The sequence below is a fragment of the Sulfurospirillum sp. E15m genome, assembly GCF_059415145.1.
Genome location: NZ_JCAHZS010000001.1, coordinates 710,676 through 726,054, shown reverse-complemented (window position 1 = coordinate 726,054; position 15,379 = coordinate 710,676). Strand labels below are relative to the sequence as shown.

The 15,379-nt window shown below is 36.7% G+C and carries 20 protein-coding genes; 7 read left to right on the top strand and 13 right to left on the bottom strand.

Annotation, left to right across the window (positions count from 1 at the left end; genetic code table 11):
• Positions 1-4 precede the first annotated feature (4 nt).
• From AC5SLP_RS03650 to napA, 13 genes are all read right to left on the bottom strand, one after another.
• On the bottom strand, positions 5-220 hold the full coding sequence (locus AC5SLP_RS03650; protein ID WP_495253767.1) for a DUF4492 domain-containing protein: 216 nt from the start codon (positions 218-220) through the stop codon (positions 5-7).
• Between the two features lie 80 nt (positions 221-300).
• On the bottom strand, positions 301-666 hold the full coding sequence (locus AC5SLP_RS03645) for a NifB/NifX family molybdenum-iron cluster-binding protein (RefSeq protein ID WP_495253766.1): 366 nt from the start codon (positions 664-666) through the stop codon (positions 301-303).
• A gap of 24 nt (positions 667-690) precedes the next feature.
• Complete coding sequence (locus tag AC5SLP_RS03640; protein WP_495253765.1) at positions 691-1,098, bottom strand: NifB/NifX family molybdenum-iron cluster-binding protein; 408 nt, start codon at positions 1,096-1,098, stop codon at positions 691-693.
• Between the two features lie 183 nt (positions 1,099-1,281).
• Positions 1,282-1,668, bottom strand: coding sequence for a DUF6858 family protein (locus AC5SLP_RS03635; RefSeq protein ID WP_495253764.1), 387 nt, complete (start codon positions 1,666-1,668; stop codon positions 1,282-1,284).
• Between the two features lie 42 nt (positions 1,669-1,710).
• Positions 1,711-2,679, bottom strand: a complete 969-nt coding sequence (locus AC5SLP_RS03630; protein WP_495253763.1) for an SLAC1 anion channel family protein — start codon at positions 2,677-2,679, stop codon at positions 1,711-1,713.
• A 184-nt stretch (positions 2,680-2,863) separates the two neighbouring features.
• Positions 2,864-3,400 carry a PAS domain-containing protein gene (locus AC5SLP_RS03625; RefSeq protein ID WP_495253762.1) on the bottom strand — a complete coding sequence of 179 codons (537 nt, stop codon included), beginning with the start codon at positions 3,398-3,400 and terminating at the stop codon, positions 2,864-2,866.
• Between the two features lie 8 nt (positions 3,401-3,408).
• A complete protein-coding gene (locus tag AC5SLP_RS03620) occupies positions 3,409-3,762 on the bottom strand; it encodes a chaperone NapD (protein ID WP_495253761.1) in 354 nt (117 codons plus the stop codon).
• Positions 3,759-4,706 carry a WD40 repeat domain-containing protein gene (locus AC5SLP_RS03615; protein ID WP_495253760.1) on the bottom strand — a complete coding sequence of 316 codons (948 nt, stop codon included), beginning with the start codon at positions 4,704-4,706 and terminating at the stop codon, positions 3,759-3,761. The genes AC5SLP_RS03620 and AC5SLP_RS03615 overlap by 4 nt, the downstream gene beginning before the upstream one ends.
• On the bottom strand, positions 4,694-5,212 hold the full coding sequence (locus AC5SLP_RS03610) for a ferredoxin-type protein NapF (protein ID WP_495253759.1): 519 nt from the start codon (positions 5,210-5,212) through the stop codon (positions 4,694-4,696). Before AC5SLP_RS03610 ends, AC5SLP_RS03615 begins: the two co-directional genes overlap by 13 nt.
• A gap of 2 nt (positions 5,213-5,214) precedes the next feature.
• Positions 5,215-5,739: a nitrate reductase cytochrome c-type subunit gene (locus AC5SLP_RS03605; RefSeq protein WP_495253758.1), complete on the bottom strand. Its 525-nt coding sequence runs from the start codon at positions 5,737-5,739 to the stop codon at positions 5,215-5,217.
• Entirely contained in the window at positions 5,729-6,565 is an 837-nt protein-coding gene (napH, locus tag AC5SLP_RS03600; protein WP_495253757.1) for a quinol dehydrogenase ferredoxin subunit NapH, read from the bottom strand. The genes AC5SLP_RS03605 and napH overlap by 11 nt, the downstream gene beginning before the upstream one ends.
• Positions 6,562-7,383 (bottom strand): ferredoxin-type protein NapG, encoded by an 822-nt coding sequence (napG, locus tag AC5SLP_RS03595; protein WP_495253756.1) that lies wholly within the window; start codon positions 7,381-7,383, stop codon positions 6,562-6,564. The genes napH and napG overlap by 4 nt, the downstream gene beginning before the upstream one ends.
• A 66-nt stretch (positions 7,384-7,449) precedes the next feature.
• A complete protein-coding gene (gene napA, locus AC5SLP_RS03590) occupies positions 7,450-10,239 on the bottom strand; it encodes a nitrate reductase catalytic subunit NapA (protein ID WP_495253755.1) in 2,790 nt (929 codons plus the stop codon).
• Positions 10,240-10,718: 479 nt separating this feature from the next.
• Between napA and AC5SLP_RS03585 the strand changes: the two genes are divergently transcribed.
• The 7 genes from AC5SLP_RS03585 (at position 10,719) to AC5SLP_RS03555 (ending at position 15,365) form a co-directional block, all read left to right on the top strand.
• Positions 10,719-11,348, top strand: coding sequence for a hypothetical protein (locus AC5SLP_RS03585; protein WP_495253754.1), 630 nt, complete (start codon positions 10,719-10,721; stop codon positions 11,346-11,348).
• A gap of 100 nt (positions 11,349-11,448) precedes the next feature.
• Positions 11,449-12,291, top strand: coding sequence for a hypothetical protein (locus tag AC5SLP_RS03580; protein ID WP_495253753.1), 843 nt, complete (start codon positions 11,449-11,451; stop codon positions 12,289-12,291).
• 87 nt (positions 12,292-12,378) lie between these two features.
• Positions 12,379-12,792 (top strand): hypothetical protein, encoded by a 414-nt coding sequence (locus AC5SLP_RS03575; protein WP_495253752.1) that lies wholly within the window; start codon positions 12,379-12,381, stop codon positions 12,790-12,792.
• Positions 12,793-12,881: 89 nt separating this feature from the next.
• Positions 12,882-13,430 (top strand): hypothetical protein, encoded by a 549-nt coding sequence (locus AC5SLP_RS03570; RefSeq protein ID WP_495253751.1) that lies wholly within the window; start codon positions 12,882-12,884, stop codon positions 13,428-13,430.
• 82 nt (positions 13,431-13,512) lie between these two features.
• Positions 13,513-13,905, top strand: a complete 393-nt coding sequence (locus AC5SLP_RS03565) for a hypothetical protein (RefSeq protein WP_495253750.1) — start codon at positions 13,513-13,515, stop codon at positions 13,903-13,905.
• A gap of 105 nt (positions 13,906-14,010) precedes the next feature.
• Positions 14,011-14,490, top strand: a complete 480-nt coding sequence (locus tag AC5SLP_RS03560; RefSeq protein ID WP_495253749.1) for a GNAT family N-acetyltransferase — start codon at positions 14,011-14,013, stop codon at positions 14,488-14,490.
• Between the two features lie 233 nt (positions 14,491-14,723).
• The gene (locus AC5SLP_RS03555) at positions 14,724-15,365 is read left to right on the top strand and encodes an alanine--tRNA ligase-related protein (RefSeq protein WP_495253748.1); all 642 of its coding nucleotides are present in this window, start codon (positions 14,724-14,726) and stop codon (positions 15,363-15,365) included.
• Positions 15,366-15,379: the final 14 nt, after the last annotated feature.

Here is a 15,379-nt window from a genome sequence, read left to right as displayed (position 1 = left end):
AAGATTACCTTTGTTTTTCGATCAAATTTTCCATAACAAAATCAGCCTTTTGTTGGTCATTTGAAAATTTAGTATTCAATATATGAGGGAAGAAAAAGAGTTTAAGAAGTACAAAAAAAAGAAAAAGCTTTATGCCTATAATAAGCCAAAGCTTTTTTCCTACACGCATACGTTTAAAGCCATCACTGTAAAAAAGAAGTATTTTTTTTAAATAAATCACAAGACTAAAACCTTTTTTATATTATAATCATTCTTAGTTAATAATTTTTAAATAATACTTTTATTTTTACATGTAATGATTTAATGATGGGCACATGTATGATTTGGATTGATTTTTGGCGTTTTTCCTGCGATAAAATCATTCAGTGCTTCTTCAACGGTTGCATTTTTATCATCAAAATAGACAGCTATATTAACACCTAAAAATTTTTTCAAAGGTTCACCGCCAATTCCTGAAACAACCAATGTATCGGCCCCAAGAGCTTGTATATTTGCAACAGCATTCGCACAACCCCCTGTAACATGTCCAGGGTTTTTATGAACGCTTACTTTAGCAACCGCTCCCTCTTCAACCTCAACAACAGTATAAAAACTTGCTTTACCAAAATGAGCACCACGCTTTGCGCTCAATCCATCTTCTTTCATTGTTGGAAATACGATTGTCATTGTGTATCCTTATTTTTTTTACTATTATGCATGTGTTTCAGAACAAGAACATGTATGATGACTTTCACCCTCATGGGAATGTTCGTGTTCGCCTAAAAGCGCCATATAATTTACTACCGTTACTTTGTCCAATGTGTGCGCATGGAATTTTTCCAAGACATCTTTGAGTGTTATTCGTTCATTACCTGCAAAATAAACGTCAATGTGATTTTCCAAACATGCATGAAACGGTTTTTCACCTATATGACTTAAGATAATAGTTTTGACCCCTAAATCATGAAGCCATTTGGCAACTTTTATTCCATTATCGTGCATACTCTCTTGAAGCGTGCATGTACCCGCTTGATCGACAAGCGCAAAATACTTTGCTTTCCCAAAAAGAGGAGCAAGAATACCTTCTTCTTTATTCGTTTTAACCGGTATTGCAATCATTCATTAATCCTTTTACTGAACATATGACCAAAATAATACTCTTTTTATTGAACATATGTCAAGTATTTTTAAATGAATTTTGATATTTTGTGAGTCAAAATCGTGTGAGTTAGTTTATTCTATGCCATTTTTAGAGTGCTTATGTGTATCCATTTCTATACACATTGCACTCTATTCCACGCTTTAGGCTATCAATGCCTTAGTCCACAGTTGCATAATTGTATGAATTTCTTCTTTGGGAGCTTCCATAAATTCAATCACAAAGCGATCTTCAAATTCACAAATACCAATACTTCTGGGACGAACAGCGATAATTTTTGTATTAGGTATTGCTTGCCCAAAACAAAAAATAATATTTTGAACATCTATAAGTCCTTCCATTATTTCTCCTCCAAGAGCCTTTGTATGAGTATAATGGTCAAAAATAGCTATAAAATGCGCCACAGGGTCTGCATTGATTTTTTCTTTAAAATAATCAACGATTTGCGACATACGTTTATACTGAAGCTCTTCTTTCATTAATGTCAGTGAATGCACTGGATATTGATCTAAAAATAGTGTTTTTTTCACAAAATTTTCCTTTGAAATAAAATTAAACGAGAGATAATGTGCTTATTCTTGTACGCAGACTTCGCCTTTAAGCATATGCATAATCGTCTGATAAAGCACAATCGCGATAACAACGGTTGTCACGCTAACCATCATATAAGAGAGTATTAAAAGCATCGTATCTTTGGTTTCATGGTACATCAACATCGCACTAATTCCCATCGCTGCTAGCGGGAAAACGAAGGCCCACCATGAAATAAAAAATTTTATTTTGACAAAGTTTTTATACATAAATGCGATTAAGAGCGTAAAGAAAAGAGCGATGTTAAACAAAAGCGTTGCAAAAACATCTATTACACCATACATTTTAAAGTAAGCGATAAAACCAACCGCAGGCGGAGCAATAAGAATAAACATCGTTGGCATGAATTTCACTGCTAATTGATGGTGAAAAATAATACGATTGAGTAAAATAGCAAACAGAATAATCCAAAAGAAAATACCACAACTAAAAAAATACATCAATATGCCTTGGCTCGCAAATCCAACACCCCCAACAGGGACAAGGACGTTCCCTACTACGGGAATAAACCATGCAGGATTGGAATGATCTAACTCTTGATTGTGATTAATCCAAAAAGAGATTGTGTACATGGTTAAATAAAAGTGTAACCCTGCTCCTGCGTACCAAAAAATTGCCGCGAGATTAACATTCATCTCTTTGTAAATAATGGCTAACATCAACATAGAGATAGAAATTGCCGCAAAAAAATTCAGCCTTACGGGATGCGAAAATTCTTTTTTAACCATAGGTGCGTACTTGATATATTTACTAAGATATATCAAGGAAATAACGACAAATAAGGCCGTTGAAATAGCCGCTAATCCATTGCCTATCATTCGGTTCATTCCTAACCAAAGAGATGCTTTTTGATACATAATCGTTAAGCCACTCATTCCCATCACGGTTGCATACATCATGATAGGGAAAAATTTTACTCTATTATGTTCACACACAATAACCTCGTCCATCTACACTCCTAATTATAAGTTATACTAAATATAATTATAAGAATATACTTTTATTAATTAGAAAAGTATAAATTAACAAGGATAGCTTTTTGTATTAATAAAACTACTGCTGTGAACTAAAAAAATGGATTATAAAAGGAAGGAAGAGGATTGAAGTGTGTCAAACAACAATCCAAAAAAAAGATTATAAAAGTGCGTCGTTTAAAAGAGCGTTGATGATATCATCGCCCATACGTTTTTCTTCTAGAGCTAGTTTTTCTATCTTTTCGACAAGATGGCTTTGCAAGTATGTCACAACGCGCACACACTTTTCTTCTGTTTTTTTGCGCTCATCATACAACGCTTGCATCATCGCTTTTGTTTCTTGGTCAATGGGAGTGCGAAGCGATTTGTATTCTACTAATTCACCCTGTTTATAGACACCCGAAACTTCAGCATAGACCCAGTAATATCCGCCGTCTTTACGCATATTTTTAACATAGCCTTTCCACATCGCACCTTTATGAAGGGTTTCCCAAAGCTCTTTAAAGACCGAGCGAGGCATATCGGGATGGCGTACAATACTATGAGATTTTCCAACCAGTTCATCCATCTCATACCCAGAAATTTTTGAAAATGTTTCATTGGCATAAGTGATTTTACCACTTAAATCCGTGCGTGAAACGATAAGTTCATCAGCAGGAACAACCGTTTCCATGAACATCTGATACGTTGTTTGCATGTTTATCCTTAATGAATTTTTTTCTTCAAATCACCACGATAGACGATATCTTTCAGGTCAATCTTCTCATCATTCAAAACAGGCGGAACGCTAGGAGCGTTATCAAGTTTTGCACGCTCTGCTTCAAGTTCATCTTCACTGTATGCCATCATCATATCGGCGCATATTACATGAGCAATTGCTTCGATTTTCTTCATCTTTGCCATCTCTTCATCAATATTTTTACCTTCAATGGTGACAATGATTTTGCCTTTTTCTGTATCGTGAAAGTGATAGTCACAAAAATCGGACGCTTCGCATACCGCGATAATTTCATCAACATAGATAGGTTTTGTTTGAATTACGATACTTGAAATATTCATGGGAGTCTCCAAATCATTATAAATTTATCATCACTACTGCTCACGAGCAGTTTATCATTGGCAAAAACAATGCTATTTAAAGTACTTTTTTGACCGCGCAATGTATAAAGAAGCTCTTTTTTAGAGAGGTCAAAAATGACGATATCGTTTTGTTCGTTAAACGCAAAAGCACCCAAACGCTCATCAGGACTCAGCGCACCTGCGTAAATTAAAAAAGAACCATCGAAACGGTCATACAGACCCGTTGAAACATCGTACACAATGCCACGTCTATCTTGTCCCGCACACAAAACACTGCTGTGGTGAAAATCGACTTTATAGACGTTATCCACATTGCCGCCTTTGAGCACTTTTGTGATTTTTCCCGTGGCGACATCCACGATAGAAATTTCACCCGATTCACACGAACTAGCAACCAAGCTTTTGGACGCATTGAGTGCAAAATCACTAAAATGTGAAGCATTGAGTTGTGTTCTATATAAGGCTTTAGCGTTTTTAATATCCCATAAAATCAGTTCATTGCTTAAAAGTACCAGTAAAACGCGATTGGAATCAATAAATTTTGCCTTAGTAATAAACCAGTTTTTGGAGGCATCAATGATTATTTTGGGGGTGTTGTTTTCAATTCTATAAAGTGTTCTTGCGCCACTGCTCGCTTGGACGACAGCTAAATACGTTTGAGAAGGAAGAACATCCACGGAAAACACTTTAGGAGCTACTTCATCTCCCGTAAAATCTTTAATAAGAGGAAACGATAACGAGCTTAGTTTTGTAGCATCACTGAGTTTATACACTTCGAGTGTCCCAGCGCTGGTTCCAGCAACAATGCTATCTTTGCCAAGAGCGATACTTTGAACGCTTCCACTGGCTTCTATGATAGAGCGAGGCGAAATATCTGCGCTAAAAAGAAGTGTACTCCACACCAACAGCATCATCCATAGCATAAACGCTCCTTAACATTTATTCGTAGAGCATCGCTTGGGCATATCCCAACACAGCTGCCACATCCCGTACACAGTGTTGGCTCAATACTAGGACGGAAAAGTCCTAAAAAATGAATTGCCCTACTTTGACACGCATCCAAACAGCTGTTACATAAACTCTGATGCCATGCCATGCATGCCATTATATCTATTTCTACGCCGATGTCTAAATCACTTTTACATGTAATATCTAAGATACCGTTGGGACACGCATTTGCGCACGCATCACAAAAAGTACATCCTCTTTTTGTGAAGTCTAAGCAAGGCGTATGCGCAGCATCAAGGGTGATAATATTTTCTTCGCATGCCCCAACGCAAGGCGTATCTTTGCATTGGGAACATACTAAAGAAAAATCATAGTCTTTATGATGATAAGGCGGACGCACACACAACGTTTTTGTAATTTTTTTCGCGTCTTTCTTACCCAATAAATTCTGTATCACCGCTCGTCTGCTGCTAGGAGACATCGTTACTTCACACCTTCATTGAGCGTATCTAAAAGATTTGAACGTGATTGACCGTTTTTACTCACAAAGTCTGGTTTAAACTCATTTTTAACCAATGGCTCGTTATTGGACTGTGGTGCATGGCATTGCGTACAGTTATAACGTGCTTCACTCATGCTTGTCAAAACTTTTTGCGTTCGCATATCGAAGAAGTGAGATTTTGGCATTGGAGTCGCTTTGACCGCCTCTGCAACTTCTGGTAAGTGACATCCTGTACATGAATTAGCGTCTTTCGTGATAGGAAGCATTCCCTCAACATCGTGCGGAATCATTGGCGGTGCATTTTCAAAAGCACGTTGAATGACCGGTGCTTCGCCCGCAGCAACGGTAGAGTATGCTGTTTTATCCCCTACCGTATTCTTCTCTGTATAGATGTCCGTTTTTCTTAGCCCTAGCTCTTCTTCAGTATATGATTGCGATACGGCACAGCCAGTCGCAACGATAATTCCAAACAAAGAGAGTGTTATCAACATTTTTTTAGTCATCATTATTTTCTCCTACATTTGTGTTAATGTAATTTCTCACACCAAAGGAGAGTGCATCACCCTCGCACACCTCAACACATCGCCCACAATTGGTACATTCTCCCGAAACGATAGCACCACTTCTTTTAGAGATGATGCCAAGGACTTGTTTTTCAGGACAAACCACTTTACACTCCATACACAAGGTGCATTTCGTGTGGTCATGTTTGACACGAACAAGACTCAATCGCCCAATTAATGAGTAAAATCCTCCCAAAGGACAGATGTGTCCACACCAACCGTTTTTAACCGCAAAAAGGTCAAACAAGAAAATAGATAAGATGGCAGCTCCGCCCATGCCCATACCGAAAATGATGCCTCGATGAAGCATACCGATAGGACTGATCATTTCAAAAGCCGCAACACCTGAGAAAAAAGAGAGTATCAAAGACAATGCTAATACCCAATATCTCACGGTACGACCTAGCCAAATCTTACGCTCAACTTTCTCTAAATAAAGCACTTTTCTTGCCCAATTTGCTGTGTCAGTGACAATATTAATCGGACAGACCCATGAACAAAAGGCACGTCCGCCCACAACCATATAAAAAAAGAGCACGATTAGCCCGCCAATAAGCACATCAAAAGCTACAAGAGCGCCTGCTGAAAACATTTGAAGAATAGCAAAAGGGTCCGCTAAAGGGATAGTCCCTGCTATGATCGAAGCACTTAAATTGCCATTAAGGAGCTTGACCCCATAAATATTTGAAACAATAAAAAGTGCCATAATGCTTATCTGAACAATGCGTCTTGCTATTAAAAAACGATGTTGAATGAGCCATGTTTTCATTTGAACAGCCCCTCATTGGAATTGAGATAATCAACCGCTTTTTTCTCGCTACGCTTGGTATGTGTTGTCACATCCTCGCTCACGCCTTCCAGCCGTTTCTCATCTTCTTTATCCCACCCTTTAATATAATGTGCCCCAATGGCTCCTTGTGCAAGTTCTAAAGGAAGAATGTGTATCGCTGGTTTTTCAGTGACACACGCTCTTTCACACAACCCGCATCCGGTACAGACTTCATGGTTTACCATCGGAATTAAAAAGGCATGTTTTCCCGTTCGTGGGTTTCTTCGATACTCCAGCTTAATCGCACTGTCCATGATAGGACAAGCACGATAGCATGCATCGCATTGAATACCCCAAAAAGCGATACAAGAAGCCATATCAACTACAGCAAGTCCCATTTTGGCTTTTGTAATATCAAGCTCTTTAGCACCCTCTTTTATGATAGAAACATGCTCTTTACTTAAAGCACCGGTTGGACAAACAGGGACACAAGGAATGTCCGTACACATGTAGCACGGAACCTCTCTTGGAATAAAATACGGTGTCCCAATAGGCTTTGTATCGCCTGGTTTTGCCAATTTTAATGTACCGTATGGACAAGCTTCTACGCATTGACCGCATTTAATGCAAGAACGCATGAAATCTTTTTCGAGTAATGCGCCAGGAGGCCTTAAAATCAGCGGTGCTGACTTTGCCTCTGCGATATACCCGCTCCAAACCATACCACCTAGTGCCGAAAGACCGATACTTTGTGCCATGAGTGAAAGAAATTTTCGTCTTTCACTGATCGTGATTTTTTCTTGGTCTTGATTGCTCACGACAATCCTTTACCTTAACTTATTTTTATAATACCACCTAGGCAAAACCCTAGAGGCAAAAACACTTTACGCTTTGTAAAGTTTTACCGCACACTTTTTATAGTCTGTCTGTTTAGAGATCGGACATGTCGCATCAAGGCACACTTTGTTGATGAAAACTTTCTCATCAAACCAAGGGACAAATACAAGTCCACGAGGTGTTCTATTACGACCTCTGGTTTCGACGTGTGCTTTACAAGAACCTCTACGACTCTCTATCCAGATAAGATCACCTTGTTTGAAACCTTTTGCTTTAGCATCTTCTGGGTGCATATAGCAAAGCGCCTCAGGAACGGCACGGTAAAGCTCAGGTACACGCATCGTCATTGTACCACTGTGCCAGTGCTCTAACACACGACCTGTACATAACCATGTATCGTACTCTTTGTCAGGCATTTCACATGGATCCATATACGGTCTAAAGAAAATTTTCGCTTTGTTTTTAAGTGGATATGTCTCCGTGGAGGTTGGCTTGGTTAAGTCACCGCGTTTAAGCGCTTTTGCCGCCAATCCGTAGAACGCAAACTCGCCATTGTTCTCTTTTGCCGCATACGGATCGTACTTCGCGTTAAAACGCCATTGAGTCTCTTTACCATCAACAACAGGCCATTTAAGTCCACGTACTTTATGGTAGGTATCAAAATCAGCCAAGTCATGTCCATGACCCAAACCAAATTTTCTATACTCTTCCCACAATGCTTTTTGAATAAAGAAGCCATAGCCTTTCCATTCTTTGCCATCACTTCCTGCTACGCCACGGCTATCGCCAAGAGCATCGGTGTTGTCAAAGCCTTTTCCAATAGGGTCATCCAATTTAAATGATTTGAAATAATCATTGGCAAAAAGAACATCATAAAGAGTGTCGGTTGGTTTATAGCCCATTGCTTTTGCCGCTTCGATAACATTGGGAAGTTTTCCGCCCTTAACTGGCTGTTCTCCCCAAACATCTGCGATAGTAAAACGTTTTGATAATTCAATCCATTGCCATGTATCACTCATCGCATCGCCTACTGGTAAGACTTGTTGTCGCCAATGTTGCGTACGACGTTCCGCATTACCATAAGAACCCCACTTCTCATAAATCATCGCAGAGGGGAGAATAAGATCCGATACTTTGGCCGAAATTCCAGGATAAGCATCAGAACAAACAATAAAGTTATCCGCTTTACGCGCTGCTTTGATCCAATGCTCAGCATTGGCTGAATCTTGGTAAGGATTACAGACATTCACCCATGCAAATTTAATTTTTCCACTCTCAATTTGACGATGAATATTCATAATATGCTGGTAACCCATAGGGTTAATAGTACCCGCAGGAAGTTTCCATATTTTTTCACTTACTTCTCTATGTTTTGGGATGGATACATCCATATCCGCAGGCAATCTGTGTGTAAATGTTCCCACTTCTCTTGCGGTTCCACAAGCACTTGGTTGTCCTGTGAGTGAAAATGCGCCAGAACCCGGTTTTGCTTGTTTGCCAAGAAGGAAATGAACCATATAAGATTGCTCATTAACCCATGTTCCTCTTTGGTGTTGGTTAAATCCCATCGTCCAGAAACTAACGACTTTTCTATTTTTTTCAATATAAAGATTTGCTAAAAGTTGTAATTTCGCTTTAAAGTCTTCAATACTCTCATCAGGGTTACCTTTAGAAATATTAGCAACATAATCAAGCGTATAAGGATCTAATGCTTTTTTGAAGTCTTCAAAACTGATTTCCCAATGTGCACCTGCGGCACTTGCTTTATCCATTACCATGGTATCGCCAGCTTTAACACCTAAGTGAGCAAGACCTGGAGCTTCTTTTGCGCTAATGACTTTAGCGTCTTCTTTACGAATGGTTTCTAACTCTTTATCAGAATATCCAAGTTTTTTAGCTTCTGCTTCACTTCGCATACCGTAACCGATATTGGCAAAGCCTGTTGCAAAAACAATATTTTTCTTAACAAAATCCCAATCAATCGCTTCGGGATGATTGTATACGATTTCGCGTGCAATATAATTCCACAATGCTAAATCCGTACTTGGGGAAAATATAATTTCAACATCGGCAAGGTCAGAACAACGATGTGTATAAGTTGAGATATTAATAACTTTGACATTATCAGGATTTGTAAGCTTACGATCACTCACACGAGACCAAAGGATTGGATGCATCTCAGCCATATTGGCGCCCCATGTCACAATCGTATCCGTGAGTTCAATATCATCATAACAACCTGCTGGCTCATCGATACCAAAGGTTTGCATAAATCCAGCTACGGCTGAAGCCATACAATGTCGTGCATTCGGGTCGATACCATTGGCACGAAAACCGGCTTTCATAAGTTTTGCCGCAGCGTACCCTTCTTGAATGGTGTATTGACCTGAGCCAAAAATACCAATCGCTTCAGGACCGCCTGCTTTCATGGCAGCTTTCATGTGTTTTTCCATCTCATCGAAAGCACGTTTCCATGAAACGGGTTTGAATTGACCTTTTTTGTCAAATTCACCTTTGTCATTCATACGAAGCAACGGTTCTTTTAAACGATCCGCTCCGTACATGATTTTAGCATTAAAATACCCTTTGATACAGTTAAGCCCACGATTCACTGGAGCTGCTGGATCACCTTTGACTGCGACAATTTTTCCGTCCTTCGTTGCTACCATAATACCACAACCGGTACCACAGAAACGGCACACAGCTTTGTCCCAACGCCAACCAGCCTCAGCTTGTGCACTAGCAGCTTTTACTTCGCTAGGTACGCTAATACCTACAGCAGCAGCAGCGCTCGCAGCGGCAGTTGTTTTTAGAAAGTCTCTTCTTGAAAGCGACATCTTGATACCTCCTGATTTGAGTTTCAAGGTCATTCTATCACTAAGTAAAAAGACAAAGCCATGACTTAAGTCAATACTTTAGTTTTGGAAATTTAATTTTATGGGGTTTTGGTTTTACATGTAAAAAAGAGAGATAACGTTATTTGCTAGTATTCTATGAGTTTGTGGCAGATAAAAAGTAGCCTCACTTTTTCTACTTTTCATTATAAATTTTTAAAGATTAAACAACACAATGACCATTTAACACTTTTTTCTGCCAATTAAACGACAAAATGTTCAAATAACGCCAAATATATTTTTAAATAGTCATTGATATTTGAAAAATTTAAGTGCTTCTGACTATAAAACAATAAAAAAATCGCATTTTAAAACATTTTCATTAAATAAACGAACATTTTTTGTGTTCGTTTATTTGAGAATATCAGACTGATTGATATATAATGTTCGTTGAATAAATAGTTAGCTTATAAAGGAATGCTATGGAAATTTTGATAACAATATTACAGATATTAGCACTGATAGGTATTTCTTTTTTAGCAATTTTTAAAAAAAACTATTTCCCAAAATATTTAGAAGAAAAAGCAAAAAATACTGCAACTAAAGAAGACATATCTCAAATTACTGAAAAAATTGAAAGTATTAAAAAAAATCATATTATTGATATTGAAAAAATCAAAACTGAACTTGACGTTAAAAGTGCATTACGTCAATCATTTCAAGCCAAAAGCTTGGAATCATTAACAGCTATTGATGAATTGCTAGTGGAAATCAATCTTTATAGTTGGAAACAACTTGCAGAACGTTCTCCAAATGAACATTATGTTTGGAGTAATGTAGATACTATAGATGAAAAACGTCATTTCCATTATTATCGTGTTGCAATTGATAAAATTAAAATGGTTCATGGATTGTATTTAACTGAAAATGCAAAAAATGCATTATCAGAATTAGCGCAAACCATAGGCATGCTTTCAAGTATGGAATTACATTTGACAGGTAATGAAGATGATCCGGTAGACCAATCTGCAGTATCAGGTTATGAATCTGCAATAAAATCAGTAGATAAATGCAGAACTCAATTGATGTCTGAGCTTGGCATTAAAAGCTAACAAATCAGTGGAGCCAATAAATTACCCTGCGGGCAATTCATCGGCTCATTTCAAACGTTAGTTTCTTTTGTACATAAATTCAAAATAAAGGTATAAATCAGTGAAAATATTTTTTTTACTTTTTTTTACTGTTATTTCATTAATTGCTGATGACCCTTGTGATCCTCATATGAAAACAGAAAAGATATTTCATAAAGAGTTGCCTTATAATGTAGTTCTTGATAAATACTATTCTGATGATAATTGTGGATATCAAAAGACAGAATTGAAAATTCTTCAAAATGGGCAGCTGATAGATAGTCTTAATGCTTTTTATGGCATTGATATACTGCGTATAGAGGATATCAATAATGACGGAAAAACAGAAATTGTCTATACTGGGCATTCTGGTGGGCAAGGTACTGATGAGCATAGAATTGCAGTGATTGAACCAATTATGAAAAAATCTTTTGCTTTTGACGGCTTCCCACTTAACTTAAGAAGTTTTAATGATGATGGTACAAGTGATTTTATTATTTGGAAGAGTGTTTTTTTCTGTGTATCAAGTGAGTTTTGTTCCAATGCAACATTTCTGGGCATAAACGAAGCTTTGCAGTTCAAAAATGCTTCATTGGTATTAGATAAAGAAGCCACAAAGGTTTTGAAAAAAGAGTCTGCTCAAGCTTGTGACACCAATGTTTTAGTAAAGACAACTGATACAAATAATAAATCAATTAAATTTACAAATAATGGATGTGCGAAGAATACTTTAGAAACTATTGCATATGATTTCTATTTTCAAGATTCCACCGCTTTAAAAATGGATTTGAAACATTTCATTTTTGAGTCTAATGAAGCAAGAAAAGAGTTAAAACGCAAATTGATAAATGAATTGAAGGATTTTGAGATAGTACCTGATAGTGATTTTGGCATATCAGCTAAAAAGTTAATAGAACAGCTGTAAACTAACAAATCAAAGGAGACCAATCAAAAACCCGCAGCGGTTTTTTGATTGCTCATTTTAAACGTTAGCATATAGTAAGGATAAGCAATGGCATTTGTAAAAGTTAAGCTTGATGAAATCGATATAGACGTAGAAAATCTTAAAAAAAGAATAGACCATAAAATACAAAATTCTTCTCCAAAACAAACTCTTCTTTCAGAAGCGACAATACATGATGGGGGAACGTGTGCTTTTGATGAAAATTCAAATACTCTCTTTTTCAGCATTACTCCAATGTCATTACTCTATAGAGATGGATATGATTGCTGTGTCATGATTGATTCTAAGCAAATAATCTTTATAGAATGTGATTTTTGGGTTTATAAAGATCATAGTATGACTAAATGTAATACGATAAACTCTGAAACAGATGAAATGATGAAAAAACTAAGAGAAGCAAAAAGATGTTTACATGGGAATGACCAACAAAAGTACATTACCTTAAACAATATCGAAATTTAGGTTGCTAACAAGTCACAGGAGACCAATCAAAAACCCGCACGCGGCTTTTTGATTGCTCATTTTAAAAGTTATACATAAAAAGGAATTTCTTGGATATTTTACAAGCACTTATTGCACTTATTGGAGTATTAGTTGGTTCGTTTTTTACAATCATTGGAATATGGATTACAAATAGAGCTAATTTAAAAAGACTTGAAATTCAATTAAAACATGAAAAAGAAACAAACAAAGAAAATTTAATGAGAGATCGGTTAGAAGAGTTATATATACTTTCTGATAAATATTTTAATACGCTTGTCTCTCATCAATTACCATTGAAGATGGTTATGAAAGGTGAAATATCATTTAATGATGCTTTAGATTTACATATTGAATGGGGCAAAGAAAAAAAATCAGATTATCAACGTCTTAACATGATTATTGAAATGTACTTTCATGAACTTCAAGAACCATATAATGAAGTTCTACAAATTAGAGATGAACTGAATGAAATTTCAGAAGGCTACAAAGAGCAATACAAAACTGGTGACTATGACGGAAGAAGATGGTTACAGTTATTTCAACCAAAACTTGAGCAATTAACACAAAAAACTGAAAACTTTAGCGAAAAACTGACGGAGCATATAAAGATTGTATAACAAATCAGTGGAGCCAATAAATTACCCTGCGGGCAATTCATCGGCTCATTTTAAACGTTATGTTTTAAAAGTAGAAAATTAAATGGCAAAATGGGTTCAATATACAAAAGAGCAGAAGATAGCTTCTGACAAATATAGTAGTATAAAATCAAGAGTTAAGAAAAAACCTGGGTATGAATTGGAGGATTTTTGGACAAGAGAAGACTTTATTGATTGGCATACTAGTATCGAAAAAAGATGTTGCTATTGCAATAGTACACAATTGGAAATTGAAAATTTTTATAACAAAACACTCTCAAAACGCAATGGCACACGAGGAAAAACTCTCGAAATAGAAAGAATAAAGGATACAGAATATACTCGTGAAAATTGTCTTTTATCTTGCTATTGGTGCAACAATGCAAAATCTGATGTGTTTACATTCGATGAATTTAAAAGCATCGGTAAAGTTATTGGAAGAATCATAAAAACATAACAAATCAGTGGAGCTAATAAATTACCCTGCGGGCAATTTATTAGCTCATTTTAAACGTTATCTGAAAAGTAAACTATCTTAAATCATGAGAGGAAACAAGGTTAAATGAACATTGAAATAATAAAAGCAACAGAAAATGACTCTTTAGATTTAGCCATTTTAACAGGAGAATTACTTCAAGAGATTATGGATAAAATCAATATTAAAGTGTTTAATTTCAATCAAGATGAAACACAAAAAAGAGCAGAAGATTTAATCTCAAAAAACCTTTATTTTGTTTTTATTGCAAAAGATAAAAATAAATCTATAGGCTTTATCTCAATGTATGAGAGCTATGCATTATATGCGGAAGGTGCATATGGAACAATACCTGAATTATATGTTAGACCAGAGTATCGTTCTCTAAATATTGGTAAGTTATTGTTGAAAAAAGCAAAAGAGTTTGCATCCTCAAAAAATTGGAAAAGATTAGAAGTTACAACCCCACCATTACCACAATTTGATAGAACATTATCATTTTATGAAAACAATAGTTTTGAAATATCTGGTGGAAGAAAACTTAAAACTGATATTGAAGTTGGTTAAGCAGATAACAAAACACTGGAGCCAATAAATTACCCTACGGGCAATTTATTAGCTCATTTCAACCGTTGTGAGCTAAAGGGAGCTAAAGGGGTCAGGGCTAAACTTTTAACTTTTTACCCATCAAGAGTTAATTTTATGGGCCAAATTTTATCTAAAAATCTTTACATGTAAAGATAAAAATCACTTTTTCTCTTTGATATAATATACATTGTTTTAAACCTATGGAGAACATTATGCTACGAAAACTTTTTTGGGATGACCCTTACGCGAGTGAAATTCAAGCAAAAATTGAAGCGGTTGAGGGGGATTGTATTTACTTAGACCAAACTATTTTTTACGCTTTTTCAGGCGGTCAAGAGAGCGATTTTGGAACCATTGGCGGCGTTGAAGTCTTAGAAGCGATGAAAGAAGGTAACGATATACGCTACACACTCGCAAGCGGGCATGCACTTCACGTGGGTCAAGAAGTAGCGATTAAGATTGACTGGCAAAGACGTTATAGCCTGATGCAAAACCATTTTGCCGCAGAATTGATACTAGAATTGCTTTATCAAGAATTAGGTTCTGTGGAAAAAATCGGCGCGCACATCGCCCAAGATAAAGCCCGTATTGATTTTTTTTGGCATGAAAACATAAGCACTCTCTTTCCCCTGCTTCTTCAAAAAGCAACGGAATTGATCGATAAAAACCTACCCATCAAAAGTGATTACAGCGACCTTACAAACCAAAGGCGCTACTGGGAAATCGACGGTTTTGCACAGGTTCCTTGTGGTGGCACCCACCTAAAACGCACAGGTGAAGTGGGGCAGCTCTCTTTAAAGCGAAAAAACATCGGCAAAGGCAAAGAGCGCATTGAAATTTATGTGAACCAATAGCTCATTTTTTTACA

Bases quoted from the DNA above. Each gene is read 5' to 3' on its own strand.
- AC5SLP_RS03645 (WP_495253766.1), bottom strand. From the start codon at position 666: ATGACAATCGTATTTCCAACAATGAAAGAAGATGGATTGAGCGCAAAG.
- AC5SLP_RS03640 (WP_495253765.1), bottom strand. From the start codon at position 1,098: ATGATTGCAATACCGGTTAAAACGAATAAAGAAGAAGGTATTCTTGCT.
- AC5SLP_RS03630 (WP_495253763.1), bottom strand. From the start codon at position 2,679: ATGGACGAGGTTATTGTGTGTGAACATAATAGAGTAAAATTTTTCCCT.
- AC5SLP_RS03625 (WP_495253762.1), bottom strand. From the start codon at position 3,400: ATGCAAACAACGTATCAGATGTTCATGGAAACGGTTGTTCCTGCTGAT.
- AC5SLP_RS03620 (WP_495253761.1), bottom strand. From the start codon at position 3,762: ATGAATATTTCAAGTATCGTAATTCAAACAAAACCTATCTATGTTGAT.
- AC5SLP_RS03615 (WP_495253760.1), bottom strand. From the start codon at position 4,706: ATGCTATGGATGATGCTGTTGGTGTGGAGTACACTTCTTTTTAGCGCA.
- AC5SLP_RS03610 (WP_495253759.1), bottom strand. From the start codon at position 5,212: ATGTCTCCTAGCAGCAGACGAGCGGTGATACAGAATTTATTGGGTAAG.
- AC5SLP_RS03605 (WP_495253758.1), bottom strand. From the start codon at position 5,739: ATGATGACTAAAAAAATGTTGATAACACTCTCTTTGTTTGGAATTATC.
- napH (WP_495253757.1), bottom strand. From the start codon at position 6,565: ATGAAAACATGGCTCATTCAACATCGTTTTTTAATAGCAAGACGCATT.
- napA (WP_495253755.1), bottom strand. From the start codon at position 10,239: ATGTCGCTTTCAAGAAGAGACTTTCTAAAAACAACTGCCGCTGCGAGC.
- AC5SLP_RS03585 (WP_495253754.1), top strand. From the start codon at position 10,719: ATGGAAATTTTGATAACAATATTACAGATATTAGCACTGATAGGTATT.
- AC5SLP_RS03575 (WP_495253752.1), top strand. From the start codon at position 12,379: ATGGCATTTGTAAAAGTTAAGCTTGATGAAATCGATATAGACGTAGAA.
- AC5SLP_RS03565 (WP_495253750.1), top strand. From the start codon at position 13,513: ATGGCAAAATGGGTTCAATATACAAAAGAGCAGAAGATAGCTTCTGAC.
- AC5SLP_RS03560 (WP_495253749.1), top strand. From the start codon at position 14,011: ATGAACATTGAAATAATAAAAGCAACAGAAAATGACTCTTTAGATTTA.
- AC5SLP_RS03555 (WP_495253748.1), top strand. From the start codon at position 14,724: ATGCTACGAAAACTTTTTTGGGATGACCCTTACGCGAGTGAAATTCAA.